The organism is Kosakonia sp. MUSA4, from assembly GCF_013085925.1.
In the GTDB taxonomy this organism is placed as follows: Bacteria; Pseudomonadota; Gammaproteobacteria; order Enterobacterales; family Enterobacteriaceae; genus Kosakonia; species Kosakonia sacchari_B.
Genome location: NZ_CP025697.1, coordinates 1,482,818 through 1,505,819 on the forward strand (window position 1 = coordinate 1,482,818; position 23,002 = coordinate 1,505,819).

At 54.8% G+C, this 23,002-nt stretch carries 22 protein-coding genes, 5 tRNA genes and 1 other RNA gene; 17 read left to right on the forward strand and 11 right to left on the reverse strand.

Going from position 1 to position 23,002, the window contains the following annotated elements; genetic code table 11:
* Positions 1-41: 41 nt before the first annotated feature.
* The 11 genes from tolB (at position 42) to pnuC (ending at position 5,770) form a co-directional block, all read left to right on the forward strand.
* Entirely contained in the window at positions 42-1,334 is a 1,293-nt protein-coding gene (gene tolB, locus C0557_RS07070) for a Tol-Pal system beta propeller repeat protein TolB (RefSeq protein ID WP_035885966.1), read from the forward strand.
* Between the two features lie 33 nt (positions 1,335-1,367).
* The gene (gene pal / locus C0557_RS07075) at positions 1,368-1,883 is read left to right on the forward strand and encodes a peptidoglycan-associated lipoprotein Pal (RefSeq protein ID WP_007373922.1); all 516 of its coding nucleotides are present in this window, start codon (positions 1,368-1,370) and stop codon (positions 1,881-1,883) included.
* Between the two features lie 9 nt (positions 1,884-1,892).
* Positions 1,893-2,696 carry a cell division protein CpoB gene (gene cpoB / locus C0557_RS07080; protein WP_074775308.1) on the forward strand — a complete coding sequence of 268 codons (804 nt, stop codon included), beginning with the start codon at positions 1,893-1,895 and terminating at the stop codon, positions 2,694-2,696.
* 164 nt (positions 2,697-2,860) lie between these two features.
* A tRNA-Lys gene (locus C0557_RS07085) sits at positions 2,861-2,936 on the forward strand.
* A 128-nt stretch (positions 2,937-3,064) separates the two neighbouring features.
* Positions 3,065-3,140: transfer RNA gene (locus C0557_RS07090), tRNA-Val, on the forward strand.
* Between the two features lie 3 nt (positions 3,141-3,143).
* Positions 3,144-3,219: transfer RNA gene (locus C0557_RS07095), tRNA-Lys, on the forward strand.
* Positions 3,220-3,368: 149 nt separating this feature from the next.
* Positions 3,369-3,444, forward strand: a tRNA-Lys gene (locus C0557_RS07100).
* A 41-nt stretch (positions 3,445-3,485) separates the two neighbouring features.
* Positions 3,486-3,561, forward strand: a tRNA-Lys gene (locus C0557_RS07105).
* A gap of 94 nt (positions 3,562-3,655) precedes the next feature.
* Positions 3,656-3,791, forward strand: a non-coding RNA gene (locus tag C0557_RS07110) — RtT sRNA.
* Positions 3,792-3,968: 177 nt separating this feature from the next.
* The gene (gene nadA, locus C0557_RS07115) at positions 3,969-5,012 is read left to right on the forward strand and encodes a quinolinate synthase NadA (RefSeq protein WP_208662826.1); all 1,044 of its coding nucleotides are present in this window, start codon (positions 3,969-3,971) and stop codon (positions 5,010-5,012) included.
* Positions 5,013-5,050: 38 nt separating this feature from the next.
* On the forward strand, positions 5,051-5,770 hold the full coding sequence (gene pnuC, locus C0557_RS07120; protein ID WP_208657971.1) for a nicotinamide riboside transporter PnuC: 720 nt from the start codon (positions 5,051-5,053) through the stop codon (positions 5,768-5,770).
* Here pnuC and zitB read toward each other — a convergent pair.
* Both zitB and C0557_RS07130 read right to left on the reverse strand, forming a co-directional pair.
* Positions 5,767-6,699 carry a CDF family zinc transporter ZitB gene (gene zitB / locus C0557_RS07125; RefSeq protein ID WP_208657972.1) on the reverse strand — a complete coding sequence of 311 codons (933 nt, stop codon included), beginning with the start codon at positions 6,697-6,699 and terminating at the stop codon, positions 5,767-5,769. The two genes, pnuC and zitB, sit on opposite strands and share 4 nt — an antisense overlap.
* Positions 6,700-6,816: 117 nt before the next feature.
* Positions 6,817-7,200, reverse strand: coding sequence for a YbgS-like family protein (locus C0557_RS07130; RefSeq protein WP_208662828.1), 384 nt, complete (start codon positions 7,198-7,200; stop codon positions 6,817-6,819).
* 318 nt (positions 7,201-7,518) lie between these two features.
* Between C0557_RS07130 and aroG the strand changes: the two genes are divergently transcribed.
* Positions 7,519-8,571 (forward strand): 3-deoxy-7-phosphoheptulonate synthase AroG, encoded by a 1,053-nt coding sequence (gene aroG / locus C0557_RS07135; RefSeq protein ID WP_208657973.1) that lies wholly within the window; start codon positions 7,519-7,521, stop codon positions 8,569-8,571.
* 148 nt (positions 8,572-8,719) lie between these two features.
* Here aroG and gpmA read toward each other — a convergent pair whose 3' ends face one another.
* The 7 genes from gpmA to modE all read right to left on the reverse strand — a co-directional run bounded on the left by gpmA (position 8,720) and on the right by modE (position 16,597).
* A complete protein-coding gene (gpmA, locus tag C0557_RS07140; protein ID WP_074775320.1) occupies positions 8,720-9,472 on the reverse strand; it encodes a 2,3-diphosphoglycerate-dependent phosphoglycerate mutase in 753 nt (250 codons plus the stop codon).
* A gap of 206 nt (positions 9,473-9,678) precedes the next feature.
* Entirely contained in the window at positions 9,679-10,719 is a 1,041-nt protein-coding gene (galM, locus tag C0557_RS07145) for a galactose-1-epimerase (protein ID WP_208657974.1), read from the reverse strand.
* On the reverse strand, positions 10,713-11,861 hold the full coding sequence (galK, locus tag C0557_RS07150) for a galactokinase (protein ID WP_208657975.1): 1,149 nt from the start codon (positions 11,859-11,861) through the stop codon (positions 10,713-10,715). The genes galM and galK overlap by 7 nt, the downstream gene beginning before the upstream one ends.
* A 2-nt stretch (positions 11,862-11,863) precedes the next feature.
* Positions 11,864-12,910 (reverse strand): galactose-1-phosphate uridylyltransferase, encoded by a 1,047-nt coding sequence (gene galT, locus C0557_RS07155; RefSeq protein WP_064567780.1) that lies wholly within the window; start codon positions 12,908-12,910, stop codon positions 11,864-11,866.
* A gap of 10 nt (positions 12,911-12,920) precedes the next feature.
* Entirely contained in the window at positions 12,921-13,937 is a 1,017-nt protein-coding gene (gene galE, locus C0557_RS07160) for a UDP-glucose 4-epimerase GalE (RefSeq protein ID WP_074775329.1), read from the reverse strand.
* 328 nt (positions 13,938-14,265) lie between these two features.
* A complete protein-coding gene (gene modF, locus C0557_RS07165; RefSeq protein ID WP_208657976.1) occupies positions 14,266-15,741 on the reverse strand; it encodes a molybdate ABC transporter ATP-binding protein ModF in 1,476 nt (491 codons plus the stop codon).
* Between the two features lie 67 nt (positions 15,742-15,808).
* On the reverse strand, positions 15,809-16,597 hold the full coding sequence (modE, locus tag C0557_RS07170; protein ID WP_074775333.1) for a molybdenum-dependent transcriptional regulator: 789 nt from the start codon (positions 16,595-16,597) through the stop codon (positions 15,809-15,811).
* 164 nt (positions 16,598-16,761) lie between these two features.
* On the opposite strand from modE, the gene C0557_RS07175 reads away from it, so the two are divergent.
* The 4 genes from C0557_RS07175 (at position 16,762) to modC (ending at position 19,608) form a co-directional block, all read left to right on the forward strand.
* Entirely contained in the window at positions 16,762-16,911 is a 150-nt protein-coding gene (locus C0557_RS07175) for an AcrZ family multidrug efflux pump-associated protein (RefSeq protein ID WP_208657977.1), read from the forward strand.
* A gap of 172 nt (positions 16,912-17,083) precedes the next feature.
* On the forward strand, positions 17,084-17,857 hold the full coding sequence (modA, locus tag C0557_RS07180; RefSeq protein WP_208657978.1) for a molybdate ABC transporter substrate-binding protein: 774 nt from the start codon (positions 17,084-17,086) through the stop codon (positions 17,855-17,857).
* A complete protein-coding gene (modB, locus tag C0557_RS07185) occupies positions 17,857-18,546 on the forward strand; it encodes a molybdate ABC transporter permease subunit (protein WP_007373940.1) in 690 nt (229 codons plus the stop codon). The genes modA and modB overlap by 1 nt, the downstream gene beginning before the upstream one ends.
* 3 nt (positions 18,547-18,549) lie before the next feature.
* A complete protein-coding gene (modC, locus tag C0557_RS07190) occupies positions 18,550-19,608 on the forward strand; it encodes a molybdenum ABC transporter ATP-binding protein ModC (RefSeq protein ID WP_208657979.1) in 1,059 nt (352 codons plus the stop codon).
* On the opposite strand, the gene C0557_RS07195 is transcribed toward modC, so the two are convergent.
* Positions 19,609-20,427 carry a pyridoxal phosphatase gene (locus C0557_RS07195; RefSeq protein ID WP_208657980.1) on the reverse strand — a complete coding sequence of 273 codons (819 nt, stop codon included), beginning with the start codon at positions 20,425-20,427 and terminating at the stop codon, positions 19,609-19,611.
* Between the two features lie 156 nt (positions 20,428-20,583).
* Here C0557_RS07195 and pgl point away from each other — a divergent pair, with 156 nt between their 5' ends.
* Positions 20,584-21,579: a 6-phosphogluconolactonase gene (gene pgl / locus C0557_RS07200; protein WP_208657981.1), complete on the forward strand. Its 996-nt coding sequence runs from the start codon at positions 20,584-20,586 to the stop codon at positions 21,577-21,579.
* A 58-nt stretch (positions 21,580-21,637) separates the two neighbouring features.
* Here pgl and C0557_RS07205 read toward each other — a convergent pair whose 3' ends face one another.
* Entirely contained in the window at positions 21,638-22,915 is a 1,278-nt protein-coding gene (locus C0557_RS07205; RefSeq protein WP_208657982.1) for a putative acyl-CoA thioester hydrolase, read from the reverse strand.
* Between the last annotated feature and the right edge of the window lie 87 nt (positions 22,916-23,002).

Here is a 23,002-nt window from a genome sequence, read left to right on the forward strand (position 1 = left end):
CTAAATTATCGCGGGTTTTCCGCCCGGATAAGGGAGATATGATGAAGCAGGCATTACGTGTTGCATTTGGTTTTCTGATGCTGTGGGCAGCGGTGCTGCACGCAGAAGTACGTATCGAGATCACCCAGGGGGTGGACTCGGCACGCCCGATTGGCGTTGTGCCTTTCCAGTGGGCAGGCCCTGGTGCCGCGCCTGAAGATGCCGGCGGTATCGTTGCTGCGGATCTGCGCAACAGCGGCAAATTCAATCCCCTCGATCGTTCCCGCCTGCCGCAGCAGCCAGGTAGCGCACAGGAAGTTCAGCCAGCCGCATGGTCTGCGTTGGGCATTGATGCGGTGGTTGTTGGTCAGGTAACCCCGAATCCTGACGGCAGCTACAACGTTGCTTACCAGCTGGTGGACACCGGCGGCGCGCCGGGTACTGTGCTGGCGCAGAACTCCTTTAAAGTGAACAAACAGTGGCTGCGTTATGCCGCTCACGCCGCCAGTGATGAAGTATTCGAAAAACTGACCGGCATTAAAGGTGCGTTCCGTACCCGTATTGCTTACGTAGTGCAGACGGCGAACAGTCAGTTCCCGTACGAGTTGCGCGTTTCAGACTATGACGGTTACAACCAGTTCCTGGTACACAAATCGCCGCAGCCGCTGATGTCTCCGGCCTGGTCCCCGGACGGGTCCAAACTGGCTTACGTGACGTTTGAAAGCGGTCGTTCTGCTCTGGTTATCCAGACGCTGGCGAATGCGAGCATCCGCCAGGTTGCTTCGTTCCCGCGCCACAACGGTGCGCCGGCCTTCTCACCGGACGGTTCTAAACTGGCGTTCGCACTGTCTAAAACCGGTAGCCTGAACATTTATGTCATGGATATCGGTTCCGGCCAGATTCGTCAGGTTACCGATGGCCGCAGCAACAACACCGAACCGACCTGGTTCCCGGACAGCCAGACGCTGGCCTTTACGTCTGACCAGGCGGGCCGTCCGCAGGTGTATAAAGTAGGTATCAATGGCGGCGCAGCGCAGCGTATCTCCTGGCAGGGTTCACAAAACCAGGATGCTGACGTGAGCAGCGACGGCAAATTTATGGTGATGGTAAGCTCTGACGGTGGTCAGCAGCACATTGCTAAGCAAGATCTGGCAGCGGGTGGCGTACAGGTTTTGACGTCAACGTTCCTGGATGAAACGCCAAGTCTGGCACCTAACGGCACAATGGTAATCTACAGCTCTTCTCAGGGGATGGGATCCGTGCTGAATCTGGTTTCTACAGATGGGCGTTTCAAAGCGCGTCTTCCGGCGACTGATGGTCAGGTTAAATTCCCTGCCTGGTCTCCGTATCTGTAATAATAAATAAATATTTATAAAGGAATCAAAGAAATGCAACTGAACAAAGTGCTGAAAGGCCTGATGCTGGCTCTGCCTGTTATGGCGATTGCTGCGTGTTCTTCTCACAAGAACAACACCAGTGACCAGAGCGGCGAAGGCATGATGGGTGCTGGCACTGGCATGAACGGTAGTGGCAACATGTCCTCCGAAGAACAAGCGCGTCTGCAAATGCAACAGCTGCAGCAGAACAACATTGTTTACTTCGATCTAGACAAATATGACATCCGTTCTGACTTCGCTGCGATGCTGGATGCTCACGCTAACTTCCTGCGTAGCAACCCGTCCTACAAAGTCACCGTAGAAGGTCACGCGGACGAACGTGGTACTCCGGAATACAACATCTCCCTGGGCGAACGTCGTGCTAACGCCGTTAAAATGTACCTGCAGGGTAAAGGCGTTTCCGCAGACCAGATCTCCATCGTTTCTTACGGTAAAGAAAAACCTGCAGTACTGGGTCATGACGAAGCGGCTTACGCTAAAAACCGTCGTGCCGTACTGGTTTACTAAGAGAATTGCATGAGCAGTAACTTCAGACATCATTTGTTGAGTCTGTCGTTACTGGTTGGCATAGCGGCCCCATGGGCCGCTAATGCTCAGGCGCCAATCAGTAGTGTCGGCTCAGGCTCGGTCGAAGACCGTGTCACTCAACTCGAGCGTATTTCTAATGCTCATAGCCAGCTTTTGACTCAACTCCAGCAACAACTCTCCGATAATCAGGCCGATATTGATACCCTTCGTGGACAAATCCAGGAAAATCAGTATCAGCTCAATCAGGTGGTTGAACGCCAACAGCAAATTTTGCAGCAGATAGGCAATCTGAGCAGTGGCGCAGCGGGACAGACGCAGCAAGCTTCCGGCGATCAGAATGGTGCTGCGGCGCAAGCGCCAGCAGCGGATACGGGTGCAAATAACGGTGCGGCAACGTCTGGTGCTCCCGTTCAAAGCGGCGATGCGAATACGGATTACAATGCAGCGATTGCGCTGGTACAGGATAAATCCCGTCAGGATGACGCGATTGCTGCTTTCCAGAGTTTTGTCAAAAAGTACCCAGATTCAACCTACATACCGAATGCCAACTACTGGCTTGGTCAGTTGAATTACAACAAGGGTAAAAAAGACGACGCTGCTTATTACTTTGCCTCTGTGGTGAAGAATTACCCGAAGTCGCCTAAAGCGCCTGATGCCATGTTCAAGGTCGGCGTGATTATGCAGGACAAAGGTGACAGCGCTAAAGCGAAAGCGGTTTACCAGCAGGTGGTCAGTAAATACCCTGGTACCGAAGGTGCGAAACAAGCACAAAAACGCCTTGGTTCTATGTAATGCATAGCGCATGACCAGAAATCGTGTTTTTTCTGGTCTTGTCGCATGAATCATAAGCAGTTAAGTCATTCTGGTTGAAATTGTTGTTGCGCTGAAATCTTAAATCAGTAATATATGCCGCCGTTGCCACGGGATATCTCTTAAACCAGAAGCAACATGAAAGTGGGTCGTTAGCTCAGTTGGTAGAGCAGTTGACTTTTAATCAATTGGTCGCAGGTTCGAATCCTGCACGACCCACCACTTTAACATCGGGGTGGAGATGTTAAGCGTAAAGGATAACGTTGCGTAGCAACGGCCCGACAGGGCGAGGCAAAGCTGAGTCATCCTGCACGACCCATCACTTAAAGCAGTATCCAGCACGTAGTATCGGGTGATTAGCTCAGCTGGGAGAGCACCTCCCTTACAAGGAGGGGGTCGGCGGTTCGATCCCGTCATCACCCACCACTCGGGTCGTTAGCTCAGTTGGTAGAGCAGTTGACTTTTAATCAATTGGTCGCAGGTTCGAATCCTGCACGACCCACCAATTTAACATCAATCTAATGGTGTTAAACGTGAAGGATAACGTTGCAGCAGCAGCGACGCCACAGGGCGAGGCAAAAGCCAAATCATCCTGCACGATCCACTACTTAATGTGGTTCCTGATAAAATTATCTTCGAAGTCACTACCCTTATGGGTCGTTAGCTCAGTTGGTAGAGCAGTTGACTTTTAATCAATTGGTCGCAGGTTCGAATCCTGCACGACCCACCACTTTCAACGTGGGTGATTACTTCGAAGAGCAAGCCCGTAAGGGGTCGTTAGCTCAGTTGGTAGAGCAGTTGACTTTTAATCAATTGGTCGCAGGTTCGAATCCTGCACGACCCACCAATGTAAAAAAGCGCCCTAAAGGCGCTTTTTTGCTTTCTGCCGATCCTGAAGGTTCGACAAAATTGTCGGGAACAATTTTGAACAACGCGCAGCGTTGGCCCGAAGGGCGAGTCTCAGGATGAGACGAGTATACCTGCGGCAGGTTCGGGTCGAACGCAGTGAGACAACGGAGCCGCTTGCGGCGACGGCCCGAAGGGCGAGCGAAGCGAGTCATCCTGCACGACCCACCAATGTAAAAATGGCGCTGGCGGCGCTTTTTTGCTATCTGCCATTCCTTAAAAATTCCTCACGACATTTTTTACGCAATCAGCTATCTTGTTTAGTATATAAAACATCTCTGCCGTATTACCCGCTTCCCCGGCGGCTAACCCGGTTGTTAAGTTCAGCAAGAAAAACGAGTAAGCATGATGAGCGTAATGTTTGATCCTGAAACCGCAATCTATCCTTTTCCGCCAAAACCCCTGCCGCTGAATCAGCAAGACAAGCAATTTTACCGCGAGAAAATCAAACGCTTGCTGAAAGAGCGGGATGCGGTGATGGTTGCGCACTACTATACTGACCCGGAAATCCAGCAACTGGCAGAAGAGACTGGCGGCTGTATCGCTGATTCGCTGGAGATGGCGCGCTTTGGCGCCAGACATCCAGCCTCCACGCTGCTGGTTGCAGGCGTTCGTTTTATGGGCGAGACGGCCAAAATTCTCAGCCCGGAAAAAAACATTCTGATGCCAACGCTGCACGCTGAATGTTCGCTCGATCTGGGTTGCCCGATTGAGGAGTTCACCGCTTTCTGCGACGCTCACCCGGACCGGACCGTAGTGGTCTACGCGAACACCTCGGCAGCAGTGAAAGCGCGCGCCGACTGGGTTGTAACATCCAGTATTGCCGTGGAGTTGATTGAACATCTCGATAGCCTCGGCGAGAAAATTATCTGGGCGCCGGACAAACATCTGGGAAGCTACGTGCAGAAACAGACCGGTGCAGATGTGCTGTGCTGGCAGGGCGCCTGTATTGTTCATGATGAATTTAAAACCCAGGCGCTGATGCGTATGAAAGCGCTCTACCCGCAAGCCGCTATTCTGGTGCATCCGGAATCGCCGCAAGCGGTCGTGCAACTGGCGGATGCCGTGGGATCTACCAGTCAATTGATTGCCGCGGCGAAAACGCTGCCGCATCAACAGCTTATCGTCGCTACTGATCGGGGGATCTTTTATAAGATGCAGCAAGCCGTACCGGAAAAAGAGCTGTTTGAAGCGCCGACGGCGGGCGAAGGGGCGACGTGCCGCAGTTGCGCGCATTGTCCGTGGATGGCGATGAATGGCCTGAAAGCGATTGCTGAAGGGCTGGAACACGCCGGTGCTGAGCATGAGATCCATGTTGATGCGGCACTACGCGAAGGCGCGTTGGTATCGCTGAACCGCATGCTGGATTTTGCGGCTACACTACGACCTTAATACTTTTTTAACGCGTAACACTACGCTGTGGGGAAAGAATGGATTTTTTTAGTACACAGAACATCCTGGTGCACATACCGCTGGGTGCCGGTGGGTACGATCTCTCATGGATTGAAGCCGCAGGCACGCTGGCGGGTTTATTGTGTATCTGGCTGGCGAGCCTGGAGAAAATCAGTAATTACGCGTTTGGTCTGATAAACGTCACGCTGTTCGCCATTATCTTTTTCCAGATCCAGCTCTACGCCAGCCTGTTACTCCAGCTCTTTTTCTTTGCTGCCAATATTTACGGCTGGTATGCCTGGTCGCGCCAGACATCGCAAAACGAGGCCGAGTTACAAATTCGCTGGCTGCCATTGCCGAAAGCGCTGGCGTGGCTGGCCGTGTGCGTGGTCGCGATTGGCCTGATGACCGCGTTTATTGATCCTGTCTTTGCATTTCTGACGACAATTGCCGTCTCAGTCATGCAAACGCTGGGGCTGAATGTGGCGATGCCGCAACTGCAACCCGATGCTTTCCCGTTTTGGGATTCCTCCATGATGGTGTTGTCGATTGTGGCGATGATCCTGATGACCCGCAAATACGTTGAAAACTGGCTACTTTGGGTGATTATCAACGTTATCAGCGTGGTGATTTTCGCATTACAAGGCGTGTGGGCGATGTCACTTGAATATCTGATCCTGACATTCATTGCGCTTAATGGCAGCCGGATGTGGATGAACAGTGCGCGTGAGCGGGGTTCTCACGCGTTTTCACATTAATGGTGGTGCTGATGGTGATGGTCAGGCTGTGATTCTCCCAGCGTGCAGTCTGGCCCGTTACAGAGCTGATACTCCATTTGTACGGTGGAGTGTTCAATCTGGTAATGGTGGGTGAGGAAATGCTGGATCTCACCGAGTAGCTTATCGTGATCCCGCGGTGGAATAACCTGTACATGCAATGTCATTAATGGTTTTTCACCGACCAGCCAGACATGAACATGGTGTACGTCGCGCACTTCCGGAATGGCGCGGCGCAAATGGCGTTTTAGCGCGCCAATGTCGAAAGTTGACGGCGCCCCTTCCAGCAGTTCATTAACGCTTTCTTTCAATAAGCGCCAGGCGCTGCGCAACACCAGCGCGGAAACCAGCACGGAAAGTATCGGATCGACCGGCGTCCATCCGGTCAGCATAATCACCAGCGCGGCGGCGATCGCCCCAACGGAACCGAGCAGATCACCCAGTACATGCAGCGCCGCAGCACGCACATTGAGGTTCTTCTCTTCGCTACCGCGATGCAGCAACCAGAACGCGAGTATGTTTGCCAGCAGACCGGCAATAGCGATCACCATCATGGTTAACCCGGCCACCGGCTGCGGATGGTAAAAGCGCTGAAGTGCTTCCCAGACAATCCACACGGTAATCAGTACCAGCGCCAGTGCATTCACAAAGGCGGCCAGCGTCGTCAGCCGCAGCCAGCCAAAGGTGCGATGCGCGCTGGGCGGCTGGCGAGCAAACCAGACAGCTAATAGCGCGAAGAGCAGGGCGGCGGCATCGGTAAGCATGTGACCAGCATCAGCCAGCAGCGCCAGCGAGCCGGAAATAATCCCGCCTGCCACCTCCACCAACATAAAAACGGCGGTGACAATAAAAGCCAGCAACAAACGCCGGGCGTTGGCATCGGCGGGGGCGTGCGAATGTGGATGCGCCATGAATGGCTCCTTCCTTTTAACCAGGCTTAACGCCTTACATCATTACAGATTTTTCACCGGTGAGAAGAAAAAAATAAGGAGAGCCGAAGCTCTCCTCATGTGTCATGGCGTCACTCTTTACTGGGTTGTGCCATCGGTTTTGGTATTGACGTCATTATTAGTGCCATTACCGGTTTCGACTTTTTTGTTTACGTCCGGGCAACGCCCATCCTTACACATCGTGTTTTTGTGCACTTCATCTTTGCTCATATGCTGCGATGAGTGAGTCTGATGCGTACCGGTAGCGGAATTCGTGCTGCCGTTGTTAATTTTGCTGTTATCAACCCCGTTCGGTGCAAGGTTCTGCTGCGCATCCGGGGCGGTCTGCCCCGCCGCTGCCGAGGAGTTGGCCTGGCCGTTATTGGTCGAGGCGTCAGATGCCGAATCGGCAGCCCATGCTGTGCCGCCTGCAAGCGTCAGCGTCGATGTCAGTAAAAGCGTCGCTAATTTATTCATTTTCATCATAAAGCTCCTGTTCTGGTCGTTTTCATCACCGATAAAGGCGATAAAAGCAGCGCGAACGAGTCATCACGCTCAGTGGTGAAAGATGCCGCTTTAATGATTAACGGCAGAATGTAATATTGCTAAAATCAAATTTAACGGTGTTTACAGTTAAAAAGTGTAGCCTCTATCTAACGGTCTGCGACTTTTGCATGGCTTTTGGCGCCATTCCAGGAATTATCCGCCCGCAGTGTAAAAGGGCGTTTACACTTCGGGCCTGACAAGATAGATTGGAAAGATTGCATTCATTACAAAAAGTATGGCCACACTGGAAAGATCATGAATTATCAGAACGACGATTTACGTATTAAAGAGATCAACGAGTTATTACCTCCTGTAGCGCTCCTTGAAAAATTCCCCGCCACTGAAACTGCCGCCCAGACGGTATCCAGCGCCCGCAAAGCGATCCACAGCATCCTGCGCGGCAATGACGATCGTCTGCTGGTGGTGATTGGCCCGTGTTCCATTCATGATCCTGCGGCGGCGAAAGAGTACGCTTCGCGCCTGCTGGCATTGCGTGAAGAGCTCAGCGGCGAACTGGAAGTGGTGATGCGCGTCTATTTTGAAAAACCGCGTACTACCGTTGGCTGGAAAGGGCTGATCAACGATCCGCATATGGATAACAGCTTCCAGATCAACGACGGCCTGCGCATTGCCCGCAAGTTACTGCTGGAAATCAATGACAGCGGCCTGCCGGCTGCGGGTGAATTCCTCGATATGATCACGCCGCAATATCTGGCGGATCTGATGAGCTGGGGGGCGATCGGCGCCCGTACCACGGAATCACAGGTACACCGCGAGCTGGCTTCTGGTCTCTCGTGTCCGGTTGGATTCAAAAACGGCACCGACGGCACCATCAAAGTGGCGATCGATGCCATTAACGCCGCCAGCGCGCCGCACTGCTTCCTGTCCGTCACCAAATGGGGCCACTCTGCCATTGTGAATACCGCCGGTAATGGCGACTGCCACATTATTCTGCGCGGCGGCAAAGAGCCGAACTACAGTGCAAAACATGTGGCAGAAGTGAAAGTTGGCCTGACCAAAGCGGGCCTGGAACCGCAGGTGATGATCGATTTCAGCCATGCGAACTCCAGCAAGCAGTTCAAAAAGCAAATGGACGTTGGCAGCGACGTCTGCCAGCAGATCGCCAACGGTGAAAAAGCGATTATCGGCGTGATGATTGAAAGCCACCTGGCGGAAGGTAATCAGAGCCTGGAGAGCGGCCAACCGCTGGTCTACGGTAAGAGCATCACCGATGCGTGCATCGGCTGGGAAGATACGGACACTATCCTGCGTCAGTTAGCGGCAGCGGTAAAAGCACGTCGCGCCTGATTCGAGCCGCAGAGGGCATGGGCTTTCCTCCGTTTACTTGTGTTTAGTCGCTGGGGATTTGCGCTGCTGCCTTGTTTTGTGTGGCTGATTGCGTACGACGAGCAAAAAAAAAGCGTGGAGCAATCCACGCTTTTTTATGGGGGAAAACTTACTTCGCTTTACCCTGGTTTGCTACCGCAGCGGCTTTTGCAGCGATCTCTTCCGCATTGCCCAGGTAGTAGTGTTTCAGCGGTTTGAAGTTTTCATCGAACTCATAAACCAACGGTACGCCGGTCGGGATGTTCAGTTCGAGGATCTCTTCTTCGCTCATGTTGTCGAGGTATTTCACCAGCGCGCGCAGGGAGTTACCGTGCGCAGCGATGATCACGCGCTCACCGCTTTTCAGGCGCGGCAGAATGGTTTCATTCCAGTAAGGAATAACGCGATCGATGGTCAGCGCCAGGCTTTCGGTCTGCGGCAGCTCGGCTTCGGTCAGTTTGGCGTAGCGCGGATCGTGGCCCGGGAAACGCTCGTCATCTTTGGTCAGCGCTGGCGGTGTAACGGCAAAGCCACGACGCCACTGTTTAACCTGCTCGTCACCGTATTTTTCTGCGGTTTCGGCTTTGTTCAGACCCTGCAACGCACCGTAGTGACGCTCGTTCAGTTTCCAGCTTTTTTCTACCGGCAACCACGCCTGATCCAGTTCGTCCAGCACGTTCCACAGTGTGTGGATGGCACGTTTCAGCACGGAAGTGTAAGCAAAATCGAAGGAGTAGCCTTCCTCTTTCAGCAGCTTGCCTGCTGCTTTCGCTTCACCAACGCCTTTCTCTGACAGATCGACATCGTACCAACCGGTGAAGCGGTTTTCGTTGTTCCACTGGCTTTCGCCATGACGAACCAGAACCAGCTTAGTAACAGCCATACTCTTACTCCTGTAAGCCTGATTGAATGATAACAATTCTCATTATATTGCCGGAGAGAGAGCCCCGGCAACGATTACCCATAACCATAGCGAAAATAGCCGCGCAGTGTAAGGTGCTTGTGAACCAGGGGTTATAGTTTTGTCGATAAGTGGCGCTTATTTCAGCAAAATGAGCAAAAAAAAGCCCTCCGGGAGGAGGGCTGAGATTAAAGCGCAATAAAGTGATATTCCGTCAGGCTGACATATTCGCTGCCGGGGCGTAAAACACAGTCCGGCTGCGGATAGTCCGGGCGATTCGGGCTGTCGGGCAAAAATTCGCTCTCCAGCGCCAGGCCTTGCCATGCTGCGTAGGTTTTCCCCCCGCGCGCTGGCGTACCGTCGAGATAATTGCCGGAATAGAACTGGAGCGCAGGAGCGCTGGTATAAACCGTCATTTGCAGTTGGTTATCCGCCGACCACAGCTGTGCCGCAGGCTGGCTGGCATCGCCCTTCGCCTGCAACAAAAACGCATGATCGTAGCCTTTTACCACGCGCTGATCGTCGTCGCTGAGAAACTCTTCCGCCACGGTTTTGGGCGTACGGAAATCAAAACTGGTCAGCGCGACTTTTTTCAAGCCGCCGGTCGGCAGCCCCATCTCATCCACAGGCAGATATTCATCTGCCAGCAGTTGCAGCGAGTGGCTACGCACATCAGACTGGTGCCCATCGAGGTTGAAATACGCGTGGTTGGTCAGGTTGACCGGGCAGGGTTTGTCGGTCGTGGCGCGATATTCAATGGCCAGACGGTTATCCTCGCCGAGGCGAAAATGCGCCGTGGCGTTTACGTTGCCCGGAAAACCTTGATCGCCATCCGGCGAAGTCAGCGAAAACAGCACCTCATTTCCATTCTGACGCTCAATCCGCCAGCGACGTTTGTCGAAACCTTCCGGGCCGCCGTGCAACTGATTTTCGCCCTGGCTGGGCGTAAGCGCATATGTCTGGCCATCAAGCTGAAAACGGCTTTTGCTGATACGGTTGGCGTAACGGCCCACCGAGGCGCCGAGAAACGCGGATTGTTGCAGATAGTATTCTGGTGACGCGCAGCCGAGTAACGCTTCACGCACGGTGCCATCTTTCAGTGGCACGCGTGCCGAGAGCAGCGTCGCGCCCCAGTCCATGAGTGTTACCACCATTCCGGCGCTGTTGCGCAGAGTGATGAGACGAAAGGGCAGCCCGTCCGGAGCCGCCGTCGCAGATTCGTTTAGCACTGTCCTGCTCCCTGTGAAGGTTTGCACACATAAAAGGTTTCTTTGATGCCGGTTTTGGCTTCGTACTGGTTTTCCACGGCCTGTTTCACCGCAGGAACCAGCGCTTCCGGCACCAGCGCGACAACGCAGCCGCCAAAGCCGCCGCCGGTCATGCGCACGCCGCCTTTATCACCGATGGTGGCTTTCACAATCTCGACCAGCGTATCGATTTGCGGCACGGTGATTTCAAAATCATCGCGCATCGACGCATGGGATTCGGCCATCAGCACGCCCATGCGTTGCAGATCGCCTTTCTCCAGCGCGGCGGCCGCTTCCACCGTGCGCGCGTTTTCTGTCAGTACATGGCGTACGCGTTTGCTGACCAGCGGATCCAGCTCGTGCGCTACCGCATTGAACTGGTCGATGCTGACATCGCGCAGCGCTTTCTGCTGGAAGAAACGCGCACCGGTTTCGCACTGCTGACGACGCGTGTTGTATTCACTGCCAACCAGCGTGCGTTTGAAGTTACTGTTAATGATGACAATTGCCACGCCTTCCGGCATCGACACCGCTTTGGTGCCGAGCGAGCGGCAGTCGATCAGCAACGCGCTGCCTTTTTTGCCCAGCGCCGAAATCAACTGATCCATAATGCCGCAGTTACAGCCGACGAACTGGTTTTCCGCTTCCTGGCCGTTAAGGGCAATCTGCGCGCCATCCAGCGGCAGATGGTAAAGCTGCTGGAAGACGGTGCCGACCGCCACTTCCAGCGATGCTGAGGAGCTTAACCCGGCGCCTTGCGGTACGTTGCCGCTGATCACCAGATCGGCGCCGCCAAAGCCCGCGTTGCGTTTTTGCAGGTGTTTCACTACGCCACGCACATAGTTGGACCACTGCTGGTTGTCGTGAGTAACAATCGGGGCGTCGAGGGAAAATTCATCCGTCTGGTTATCGTAATCGGCGGCAATCACCCGCACGAGGCGATCGGTGCGCGGTGCGCAGCTAATCACCGTCTGGTAATTAATAGCGCAGGGCAGCACAAAACCGTCGTTATAGTCAGTATGTTCGCCAATCAGATTCACACGGCCCGGAGCCTGAATGGTATGGGTGGCAGGGTAGCCAAATTTCTCAGCAAACAGGGATTGTGTTTTTTCTTTCAGACTCATTGTTATTCTCCGGATTCGCGAAAATGGACATCGCTCAGCGCACGCAGGCGTTCAGCGGCTTGTTCTGCCGTCAGATCGCGCTGGGTTTCCGCCAGCATTTCGTATCCCACCATAAATTTACGTACGGTAGCGGAACGCAGCAGCGGCGGATAGAAATGCGCGTGCAACTGCCAGTGATCATTCTCTTCGCCGTTAAACGGCGCGCCGTGCCAGCCCATCGAGTAGGGGAAAGAGCACTGGAACAGATTGTCGTAACGGCTGGTCAGTTTTTTCAGCGCCAGCGCCAGATCGCTGCGCTGCGCTGCGGTTAAGTCGGTAATGCGCTGGATATGCGCTTTCGGCAACAGCAGCGTTTCGAACGGCCAGGCCGCCCAGTAAGGCACCACGGCCAGCCAGTGGTCGGTTTCCACGACCGTACGGCTGCCGTCATTCAGCTCGCGCTGCGCATAATCGACCAGCATTGGCGAGTGATGTTCAGCAAAGTAAGCTTTTTGCAGGCGGTCTTCGCGTTCCACTTCGTTGGGCAGGAAACTGTTCGCCCACACCTGGCCATGCGGATGCGGGTTGGAGCAGCCCATTGCCGCGCCTTTGTTCTCAAACACCTGCACCCATGGATACTGCTGGCCCAGTTCGGCGGTTTGCTGTTGCCAAGTTTTCACCACCTCTTCCAGCGCGTTCAGGCTCAGTTCCGGCAGCGTTTTGCTGTGATCCGGCGAGAAGCAAATAACCCGGCTGGTCCCGCGCGCGCTCTGGCTGCGCATCAGCGGATCGCTGCTTTCCGGCGCCTGCGGCGTATCGGTCATCAGCGCTGCAAAATCATTGGTGAACACGTAAGTACTGGTGTAATCCGGGTTTTTATCGCCCGTTACGCGAGTATTGCCCGGACACAGAAAGCAATCCGGATCGTGTGCAGGCAATGTTTGCTTCGCAGGCGTTTCCTGCGCCCCTTGCCAGGGACGCTTTGCGCGATGCGGAGAAACCAGGATCCACTGATCGGTCAGCGGGTTGTAGCGGCGATGTGGATGATCGACCGGGTTAAATTGCGTCATTACTGCTCCTTCAATCCGGATAACCCTGCGGATGGCGTGACTGCCAGCGCCAGGTATCCTCTGCCATTTCGTCAAGCGTACGGGTCACGCGCCAGTTCAGCTCTTTATCGGCTTTGGTCGCGTCGGCCCAGTAGGCCGGTAAATCGCCCTCGCGGCGCGGCGCATAGTGCCATGCCACCGGTTTGCCGCAGGCTTTGCTGAAGGCGTTAACCACATCCAGTACGCTGCTGCCGACGCCGGCGCCGAGGTTGTAAATATGGACGCCCGGTTTACCGGCCAGCTGTTGCATCGCCGCAACGTGACCGTCCGCCAGGTCCATCACATGAATGTAATCACGCACGCCCGTGCCATCCGGCGTCGGATAATCGCTGCCGAAAATCGCCAGAGAATCACGACGGCCAACGGCAACCTGCGCGATGTAAGGCATCAGGTTATTCGGGATACCCTGCGGATCTTCGCCCATATCTCCTGACGGATGTGCGCCAACCGGGTTGAAGTAGCGCAGCAGCGCGATACTCCACTCCGGCTGCGCTTTTTGCAGGTCGGTGAGGATCTGTTCCACCATCAATTTGCTTTTGCCGTACGGACTTTGCGGCGTCCCGGTGGGGAAGCTTTCGACATAAGGGATTTTCGGTTGATCGCCGTAGACCGTCGCGGAGGAGCTGAAAATCAGGTTTTTGACGTTGGCGGCGCGCATGGCGTCGATCAGGCGCAGCGTACCGTTGACGTTGTTGTCGTAGTACTCCAGCGGCTTCGCCACGGATTCGCCCACGGCCTTCAGCCCGGCAAAGTGAATGACCGCTTCAATGGCATGATCGTGCAGGATTTCGGCCAGTAGCGCTTCATCGCGAATATCGCCTTCAACGAACAGCGCGGATTTTCCGCCAAAGCGCTCGATTTCATTGAGCACGCTGCGCTTACTGTTACAGAGGTTATCCAGAATGATGACGTCATGGCCGTTTTGCAGCAGTTGTACGCAGGTGTGGCTTCCTATGTAACCGCTACCACCAGTAACCAGAACTCGCATATTTCACTCCATAAAGCATTTGATATGAACAAACCTTAGCATAACAGAGAGGTGAAAACTGTGACATGGGATAAATTAGTGGAATCGTTTACACTGAATTTTCTGTCGTCAGGTTTGTCGCGTAACCGCCGGAAAAACCCTGCTTTAGCGGCGCTTATCCGGCGAACATGAATAGTCTTAAAATGACGGCATTGCGTTACAGCAACGCAGACGCTGCTGGCAAAAGCCGGACAACGTCCCGAGGAGGTTATAAGTCATTGATGGCAGTCAGGCAATCGGCGTACAGGATAAAAGACTATATTCCAGATGTTCGCCAGAGTGATGCTGCTCAGGAAGCGTGCGTTTCGAGTTGGTAGCGATAGCTGTTACCTTCCGGCACAAAGGTCAGCCGGTGAGTAATGCAGGCTGGCGCATCGTCGGCATGGTGCGAAACAAACAGCAATTGGGTTTGCCCTTCACTGATTAACACGTCAACAAAACGGCGGATCAGCTGGCGGTTCAGCGGATCCAGCCCTTGCAGCGGCTCGTCGAGGATCAGTAATGTCGGATGTTTCACCAGCGCACGGACAATCAGCGCCAGCCGCTGTTGTCCCCATGAAAGGCTGTGGAAGGGCGCATCGGCGGTGCGGGCGTCGAAACCTAAAATATCCAGCCAGCGCTGCGCCAGTTTGTGCTGCTTATCTGACACCGCCTGATAGATGCCAATCGAGTCAAAGTAGCCGGAGAGGATCACGTTACGCACATTGGTGCTGACGCGGTAATCGAGATGCAGGCTGCTGCTGACGTAACCAATATGTTTTTTGATATCCCAGATAGTTTCACCGCTGCCGCGACAGCGGCCAAACAGCGTCAGATCGTTGCTGTAACCCTGCGGGTGATCGCCGGTGATCAGGCTCAATAGCGTCGATTTCCCCGCGCCGTTCGGGCCAACGATCTGCCAGTGTTCGCCGGGATTTACCGTCCAGGAGAGCTGGTTGATGATCGGTCTGTCGTCATAAGAAACGACGCCATCGTTCAGCACAATCAGCGGTTCGCCCGCGCGTAACGTTTCCCGGGCCGGGGGCGCATCGGGTTCCGGCAGGGCAATACCGGCCAGTTTTTCACTGTGCGCCAGTTGCGCAATCAGCGCCTGTTGCAGCAGGGCGGACTTTTCACCGGTTTCTGTCAGGGTGCAATCCACCAGTACGCCAGCATGCTGTACAAAATCCGGGATTTCATCGAAGCGGTTAAGCACCAGCACTACGGTGTAACCCTCACCATTCAGCCTTGCCAGCAGTTCCGCCAGTTGCTGGCGGGAGTTCACATCCAGCCCGTCGAACGGTTCATCCAGCACCAGCAGTTCCGGCTCGGACATCAGCGCCTGGCATAGCAGCGTTTTGCGCGTTTCGCCGGTCGAAAGGTATTTAAAGCGGCGTGTCAGCAGATGCGCGATGCCGAACTGCGCCGCCAGCTGTTCACAGCGCTGTGGGTTTTTAACCTCATCCTGAATGATGTCGGCCGTGGTGCGCCCGGTATCTTCTTCGCCCGGGCTGAGCATATCGGTGTTATTGCGCTGCCACTCATCGCTGACCAGTTTTTGTAACTGCTCAAAAGAGAGACGCGTCAGGCGGGTAAACTGACACTGACGTTCACCGTTCAGCAGCGTCAGTTCGCCCGAAAGCGCGCGGGCCAGCGCGGATTTCCCGCTGCCGTTCGCGCCAACGAAGGCCCAGCTTTCGCCCGCTCGCAGGATTAACTGTTCAAGGTGCAGCGTGCGTGTATCGCTAAGACGAAACGTGCCTTGCGAAATTTGCAATGATGACATGATATATCCCGTTTTTTGCAGCAATGAAGTTCAGGGATACGTGCAATGCACTCACTTGTCAATGCGATTAGCATAACGTGGCGAGAATGACGCGATCGGCATTAAAATATGCCGTCACTTCGCGCTGTTCCTGCAAATTATCCACGTCATGCGTTGGCACCGTGGCGCAGAGTTGCTGTCCGTCAGGCAGTGTCATCAGCACTTCGCTTTGCTGTTCGCCGCGCTCAATATGGCTGATGAAACCTTTAAGCTGGTTGTCGGCAAGCGCGGCGCGCTGCGCATCCTGCGTGATATTGACCCACGGCGCTTTCAGCAATACCAGCACCTCTTTTCCTGCCTCAAGGCCAAGCCGTTCGCCGCTTTGTGCGGTGATAGCGACTTTCAGGCGCGTTTCACCGTCGGCCAGCAGCACTTCAATATGCTGCTGCACCTGCTGATGATCGCGGGCGGTTACAGTGCCAAACCACTGGTTGCGGGCGCTGGTTTGCAGGGAAAAGCGGGAAATGGCCGCCAGCAGGCTATTCAGCGGCAGCGCGTCGTCGTCGCTCAGCACGTCAAACGCTTTCTGCTGAATCTGCGCCAGCAGATCGTAAAGCTGAATCAGGCGCTGCCCGTAACGGGTCACTACCGCGCCACCGCCGCCTTTACCGCCTGTCGCACGATCAACCAGCGTATGTTCGCTCAGTTGATTCATTTCATTGATGGCATCCCAGGCGCTTTTGTAACTGATGCCTGCGTTCTTCGCGCCCTGGCTAATCGAACCCGTTTGTTCAATCTGTTTCAGCAGAGAAATACGGCGCGGATCGGCAAAAAGGCGTTCCTGGAGTTTGAGGGTTAAGAGAATTTCAGCCTGCATTACGCAATGTCCTGGCAAAAAGAGTATTGTGAAGGAAAAGCGGTATTACGCCTAGCCTGAGCCCTGATATTGATAGCAAAGCGGCTCAGGCAATCGCACAAAAGGCGAGTGTTTTTCTGTGGAATCGGGCTAAAATGCCTGCTTCACAATATCCGGAGTCGATCATGTTAGAGTTGTTGAAAAGCCTGGTTTTTGCCGTGATCATGGTTCCTGTGGTGATGGCTATCATCCTGGGGCTGATTTATGGCCTGGGTGAAGTGTTTAACGTCTTTTCCGCCTTCGGTCATCGCGACCGTTCCAGCCAGCAGCGCTGATCCTTTCGAAAACGCCCACTTCGGTGGGCGTTTTACTGTTCAAGATTTTGTGACATCCTGCCGATATATTTATTGAAGTTACTCATTCTTTATGGGTATTACCTGCCGTCATGAAAACTCTGATATTATCGTTATGTTTCAACATATATAACGACACTCAGAGGAGCTACAAATGGCAGGTACATGGTTACGCCTTTTTGCTGGGGCGACTTTATCGCTTTCTGTTGCCGGGCATGCGCTGGCGGAAGAGGGCAAAATTACCGTTTTTGCAGCAGCGTCGCTGACCAATGCGCTGCAGGATATTGCGGCGGCGTATAAAAAAGAGAAAAACGTTGAGGTAGTTTCTTCGTTCGCCTCTTCGTCAACGCTGGCGCGGCAGATTGAAGCAGGCGCGCCGGCCGATCTGTTTATTTCTGCCGATCAGAAATGGATGGATTACGCCGTTGAGAAAAAATCCATTGATACGGCGACGCGTGAAACCCTGCTGGGCAATAGCCTGGTGGTTGTGGCACCGAAAAGCAGCGCTCAGGGCAATATTACCGTTAATGCCAAAACGAACTGGACCAGCCTGCTGAAAGGCGGCCGCCTTGCCGTTGGCGACCCGGACCACGTTCCGGCAGGGATTTACGCCAAAGAGGCGCTGCAAAAACTGGGAGCATGGGAAACCTTGTCACCGAAGCTGGCTCCGGCAGAAGATGTCCGTGGCGCGCTGGCGCTGGTAGAGCGTGGAGAAGCGCCGCTGGGCATCGTTTACGGTTCTGACGCGGTGGTCAGCAAAGGTGTGAAAGTGGTGGGGACCTTCCCGGAAGATTCACACCAAAAAGTGGAATACCCGCTGGCTATCATCGACGGGCATAAAAACGCAACGGTAACGGCGTTTTATGATTACCTGAAAGGCCCGCAGGCTTCTGAAATTTTCAAACGTTACGGATTTACGACGCACTAATGATATTGACGGATCCCGAATGGCAGGCGGTACTGCTGAGCCTAAAAGTCTCATCCCTCGCGGTATTATTCAGTTTGCCCTTTGGGATCTTCTTCGCCTGGCTGCTGGTGCGTTGCACATTTCCGGGCAAAGCTCTCCTTGATAGCGTACTGCATCTGCCGCTGGTTTTACCGCCGGTGGTGGTGGGTTATCTGTTGCTGGTGGCGATGGGCAGACGCGGTTTTATCGGTCAGTGGCTGTATGACTGGTTCGGTATCACCTTTGCGTTTAGCTGGCGCGGCGCGGTGTTAGCCGCCGCGGTGATGTCTTTTCCGTTGATGGTGCGCGCGATCCGCCTCGCGCTGGAAGGCGTGGACAGAAAGCTTGAACAGGCTGCACGCACGCTTGGCGCAGGGCGCTGGCGCGTCTTTGCCACCATCACGCTGCCATTGACGTTGCCGGGAATTATTGTCGGTACGGTGCTGGCCTTCGCCCGCTCGCTCGGCGAATTTGGCGCGACCATCACCTTCGTCTCCAATATTCCGGGGGAAACGCGCACCATTCCCTCGGCGATGTATACCCTGATTCAGATGCCTGGCGGTGAAAGCGCGGCGGCGCGGCTGTGTGTGATCTCGATTGTGCTGGCGCTGATCTCGTTGCTGGTATCGGAATGGCTGGCGCGCATCAGCCGTGAACGGACAGGGAGATAACCGATGCTGGAGCTCGATTTCACCCAGACGCTGGGAACACATCAACTGCGTGTCGCCGAATCGCTGCCTGCCAGCGGAATTACGGCGATTTTTGGTGTTTCCGGTGCCGGGAAAACCTCGCTGATTAACGCGATCGGCGGCCTGACGCACCCGCAAGAAGGGCGTATTGCCCTGAACAATCGCGTACTTCTCGATACTTCGCGCAAAATTTGTCTGCCGCCGGAAAAACGTCGTGTCGGTTATGTTTTTCAGGATGCGCGCCTGTTCCCGCACTATAAAGTGCTCGGTAACCTGCGTTACGGCATGGCGAAATCAATGGCCGGGCAATTCGACAAGCTGGTGGCGCTGCTAGGGATTGAGCCGCTGCTGGGGCGTCTGCCCGGAACGCTCTCCGGCGGCGAAAAACAGCGCGTCGCCATTGGCCGCGCGTTATTAACCGCGCCGGAACTGATGCTGCTGGATGAGCCGCTGGCTTCGCTGGATATTCCCCGTAAACGTGAGCTTTTGCCTTATTTGCAGCGGCTGGCGCAGGAGATCAACATTCCGATGTTGTATGTCAGCCACTCGCTGGATGAGATCCTGCATCTGGCTGATAAAGTGATGGTGCTGGAAGCGGGGGAAGTGAAAGCGTTCGGCAGCCTGGAGGATGTCTGGGGCAGCCGCGTGATGAACCCGTGGCTACCGCCTGAGCAGCAAAGCAGCGTGTTAAAAGTGGTGGTGCTGGAACACCATCCGCACTACGCCATGACCGCGCTGGCGCTTGGCGATCAGCATATCTGGGTGAACAAAGTCGATCGCCCGCTGCAAAGCACGTTGCGCATTCGTGTGCAGGCGACGGACGTTTCCCTGGTGCTGCAACCGCCGATGAACACCAGTATCCGTAATATTCTGCGCGCCAAAGTGGCGCAGTGCTTCGATGTTGATGGGCAGGTAGAAGTTCAACTTGAGGTGGGGAGCCGCACGCTGTGGGCGCGCATCAGCCCCTGGGCGAGAGATGAATTGGGTATCAAAGCGGGCCAGTGGCTGTATGCGCAGATTAAGAGCGTGTCGATTACTGCCTGATCACAGCAGTTCCTTGTAGATATAGCTGGCGATACTGTCGGTCGTGTTATCGCCAATCACCACATCGGCGTGCGCTTTGACCGCATCGTCGGCATTCCCCATCGCTACGCCAACGCCCGCCGCTTCCAGCATGCTGATATCGTTATAATTATCGCCAAACGCCACCACGTCCTGCATCGACAAACCTTGTGATGCCACCCATTCGGCGAGGCGCTTGCCTTTGCTGTTTCCGGCGCGGGCGATATCGACCTGATCGTGCCACGACCATTCACATTCCAGCCCCAGCGTCTGCTCGATATGGTGGGCGAAATCCTTCAGTTTTTGCGTATCTTCGTCGGTGAGCGCGAACTTCCAGATGGCTTGCACTTCCTGCGCCGCGCTGCTCAGCGATGCTACTTGTTCAAACACCGGACGTTGTTCCGGCGGCAGCGATTGCGCCCAGTTGTTGGTGCGCAGCACATGGCCGGTGGGTTTCTCGTACAGCATGGCGTTATCGACATACATCAGGCCATGAATCTCATGCTCGTTAAGCTGAGTAATCAGTTGTTGCGCTTGCGGTACCGGTAGTGGATCGGCAGCGAGTACTTTTTTTGCACGATAATCATACAAATAAGTGCCATTACAACAAATTGCAGGTGTATCCAGCGCCAGTGCCTGATAAAAAGGGTGGATGGCGACATGATGCCGACCGGTGACGATGATGAGTTGATGTCCTGCCGCTTTTGCGCGGGCCAACGCTTCAAGGGATGAGGGCAAAAGCGTTTTTTTCGGTGTCAGTAGCGTACCGTCTAAATCCAGAGCAATAACTCGCGAAGTCATAACATATTCCGTGGTCGATGTTGAAATTTTTGCGTCCGGGCATGGTACACCGCGTCGCCGGATGCGCAAAATCTGGCGCAGAAAATCAGCATCAAGCCAGAAAAAAGGCTATCCTGGTTACTTAACGCAAATAAGAATTAGAGGAAAGGAGTGTTCATGAAACAAACCGTTTATACCGCAAGTCCGGAAAGTCAGCAGATCCACGTCTGGCGTTTGAATTCTGAAGGCTCACTGACGCTGGTTCAGGTCGTTGATGTGCCTGGTCAGGTTCAGCCGATGGTGGTCAGCCCGGACAAACGTTACCTCTACGTGGGCGTTCGCCCTGAATTTCGCGTTATCGCTTACCGTATCGCCCCTGACGACGGTGCGCTGACGTTTGCGGCGGAAGCGCCGTTGCCGGGCAGCCCGACGCATATTTCCACCGATCGCAGCGGCCGCTTCCTGTTCAGCGCCTCTTACAATGCGGGCAGCGTCAGCGTGACGCGCCTGGAAGACGGTATTCCGACGCAGAACGTCGATGTCGTGGAAGGGCTGGAAGGGTGCCACTCGGCGAACATCTCTCCGGACAACCATACGCTGTGGGTTCCGGCGCTGAAGCAGGATCGTATCTGCCTGTTCACGCTGGCGGATGACGGTAATCTGACGGCGCAAAACCCGGCGGAAGTGACCACCGTGGAAGGCGCAGGTCCGCGTCATATGGCGTTCCATCCGAACGCGCGTTTCGCCTATTGCGTGAATGAGCTGAACAGCTCCGTTGATGTCTGGCAGTTGAGCGATGTGCACGGCAAAATCGAGTGCGTACAGACGCTGGATATCATGCCGCCAGATTTTACCGATACCCGCTGGGCGGCAGATATTCATATCACGCCGGATGGTCGCCACCTTTATACCTGCGATCGTACCGCCAGCCTGCTGACGATTTTCAGTGTCTCGGAAGATGGCAGCGTGCTGTCGCTGGAAGGTTTTCAGCCGACGGAAACACAGCCGCGCGGTTTCAACATCGATAAGAGCGGTAAGTATTTGATCGCGGCCGGGCAGAAATCGCATCACATCGCACTGTATGAAATCACCGGCGAGCAGGGGCTGCTGACTGAGAAAGCGCGTTATGCGGTAGGTCAGGGGCCGATGTGGGTGGTGGTTAACGCTTTCTGATGCTGATCATCAGCCATAAAAAAACCTCGCCGCGGCGAGGTTTTTTATTACTGCTGAATTACTTCTTCGGCTCAGCGACAACCTGGCTGCCCACGCCGCGGTTGTTAAACTCCCACATGCGGTTGAACTGCGGGTTGTTCAGCTCGCGCTGTACATTGCCTTTATCATCCACCGCGCCGACATTGCCTGCGTACGCACGGCCAGAAACAGCGGCATCTGCCCACGGTTTAGCGACGTTAAAGCCTTCATTAATCACGCTGTCGCGGATAACGACCTGACCGTTGGTGTTGCCATCAACGTCCAGAGAACGGCCGAGCTGCGCCACGCCGTTGCCGGTAAAGCGGCTGTTCACGGCGAGGAAGCCGTAGTACAGGTTAGAGAGCGTCGCCGGGGCGAAGACGTAGCCTTCTTTCTGCGTGCGGGAGTTCACTACGCGGAAATCGGTGTTATCAAACACCACCGCGCCGCGACCGGAAACGATATCCACATCCCCTTCGAGGTAGCTGTTGGTCACCAGCGTACGGGTCTGGCGATCGCTACGCAGGGTGTTGTCCACGCTGCTGTTGGTAACAAAGAAGGTGTTCTGGCGACCCAGAATGTTGACGTTGTTGATCTGCACTTTATCGCCGTCGCTGCGCAGCGCCACCGCCTGGTGATTGCCCGCATCAACACTGTCGCCCAACGTGTTCTGGATGGTCAGATTCTGCAATTGCAGGCCATTGTTCTGTGACCAGAAAACCGCAGAACACATCATACCAACCGTTGCGGCGCGTTTGCTCTGGCAGTTATCGAACATATACCACGCGGGTTTACCCGGCATATATTTGCCTGATGGATTGACCAGACGACGCCAGGTGTTTGGATCGATTTCAGAGTCAATCGCCATACCAATTTTTACGTCCAGCGCTTTCTCGCCGGTCCCGTAAATGGTCACGCTGCCAGAAGCGGCAGGCACATACACCGTACCTTCATACTCGCCCGGCATCACGGCGATATATTGACGATCGCTGGCATGCTTGTTGATTGCCGCGTCTACCGCAGCCTGAATGGTGGTGTGCGTTACGCCTGGAGTACCTGCCGGGCCAACCACGAAATCCGCTTTTTCCGGCAGACGAATCGACACCGGTTTCCATACCGCGCCGTCCGGCGTCAGCGAGGTAAAGTAGCGATCCGCCACGAAGTTTTTCGCTTCACCCGCGCTGAGGACAGGGCGCGAGGTCGTGCCCGGTGCTTTCTGTTCAGAGGGACGTTCAGCCGGCGGGGTTGAGCTACAGGCGGTCAGTGTCACGCCAAAAGCGAGCGCCAGCGCCAGACGGGAAACCGATGATGTGTTCAAAGCGTGCTCCAGACTATGCAAAGTTGAAAGGGTTACGTCAAAGCCTGCTTTTTTATACTAAGTTGAGCGAAACGGGAAGCCAAAATC